This window comes from Bacillus sp. GMs2/2, assembly GCF_050172095.1.
GTDB classification, from domain to species: Bacteria; Bacillota; Bacilli; order Bacillales; family Bacillaceae_G; genus Bacillus_A; species Bacillus_A cereus.
In genome coordinates, this window is record NZ_JBNLYE010000718.1 from 1 (window position 1) to 1,178 (window position 1,178).

Consider the following 1,178-nt stretch of genomic DNA (forward strand, 5'->3'; position numbering starts at 1 on the left):
AATTGGTAAATAGTGACTTGCCAAAAATAAGTACGAGAGTATAATGTGAAATGGAATACGTATTGGGTTTAAGTAGTAACCTTACAAAATTGTAAGGTTAGTGAAAGGAAATTCAATATGAAGATAAATAGACTTACATTATACTTGGTAAAGAGAAAGAGAGGCGAATGGGTATGAGCTCTGAATTAGAACAAAATACGAGAAGTAATAAAAAGCGTTCTAAAAGAAAGTCAATAAAATGGTTCATATTAATTCCATTTTTCCTACTTATTTTTGGAGGAGTAGGATATGGTTCGTTTATATATAATAAAGCAAAAGCTGTTGTAAATGATGCGTATGCAAAAATTGATAAGTCATCAAAGCGTGATAAAGAAGTCGAACCTTTAAAGGATAATATTTCAATATTAATCATGGGTGTAGATGGAAGTGAAATGAGAAAAAGCCAATATGGCGAAGCAGTTCGAACAGATGCACTTTTATTAGCAACAATTAATAAAGATGATAAGTCTGTTAAGCTAGTAAGTATTCCACGTGATTCACGTGTTTACATTCCAACTAGAAAAAAATTAGATAAAATTACTCATGCTCACGTATTTGGTGGCGTAGAAAGCACACGCGATACGGTGGAAAGATTTTTGAATGTACCTGTTGATTATTATGTGAAGTTTAACTTTGAATCATTCGTACAAATTGTCGATTCAATTGGTGGTATTGATATTGATGTACCAGTTACTTTCACTGAACAAGATAGTAAAGACCAAGCTGGTATGATCCATTTAGAAAAAGGTTACCAACATTTAAATGGAGAACAAGCTCTTGCACTTGCAAGAACGCGTAAAATTGATAGTGACGCAATGCGTGGACAGAGACAGCAACTTGTAATAGAAGCAATTGCTAAAAAAGCGATGTCTGTTCAATCAATTAGCAAAATGGGCTCTTTACTAGATGCGGTTGATAAAAATATGAAAACGAACTTAACATTTGACGATATGCTTGCCATTACAAAAAATATGGCAGGATCTAATTTGGAAATGGAAAAATTGCAAATAGAAGGTACAGATAAACGTATCGGTGGTATTTATTATTACATTCCAAATGAAAAAAATGTAAAAGATATTTCAAAAAAATTAAATGATCATTTAGGTGTAACGCCAAAATCAGTCCGAAACGAATAATAA

The 1,178-nt window shown here is 32.2% G+C and carries 1 protein-coding gene; it reads left to right on the forward strand.

The features are described from left to right. The first annotated feature begins 173 nt into the window (after positions 1-173). Positions 174-1,175 (forward strand): LCP family protein, encoded by a 1,002-nt coding sequence (locus ACQGS6_RS28980; RefSeq protein ID WP_002163948.1) that lies wholly within the window; start codon positions 174-176, stop codon positions 1,173-1,175. Positions 1,176-1,178: the final 3 nt, after the last annotated feature.

Coding starts and splice junctions, on each gene's coding strand:
- ACQGS6_RS28980 (WP_002163948.1), top strand. CDS start 174: ATGAGCTCTGAATTAGAACAAAATACGAGAAGTAATAAAAAGCGTTCT.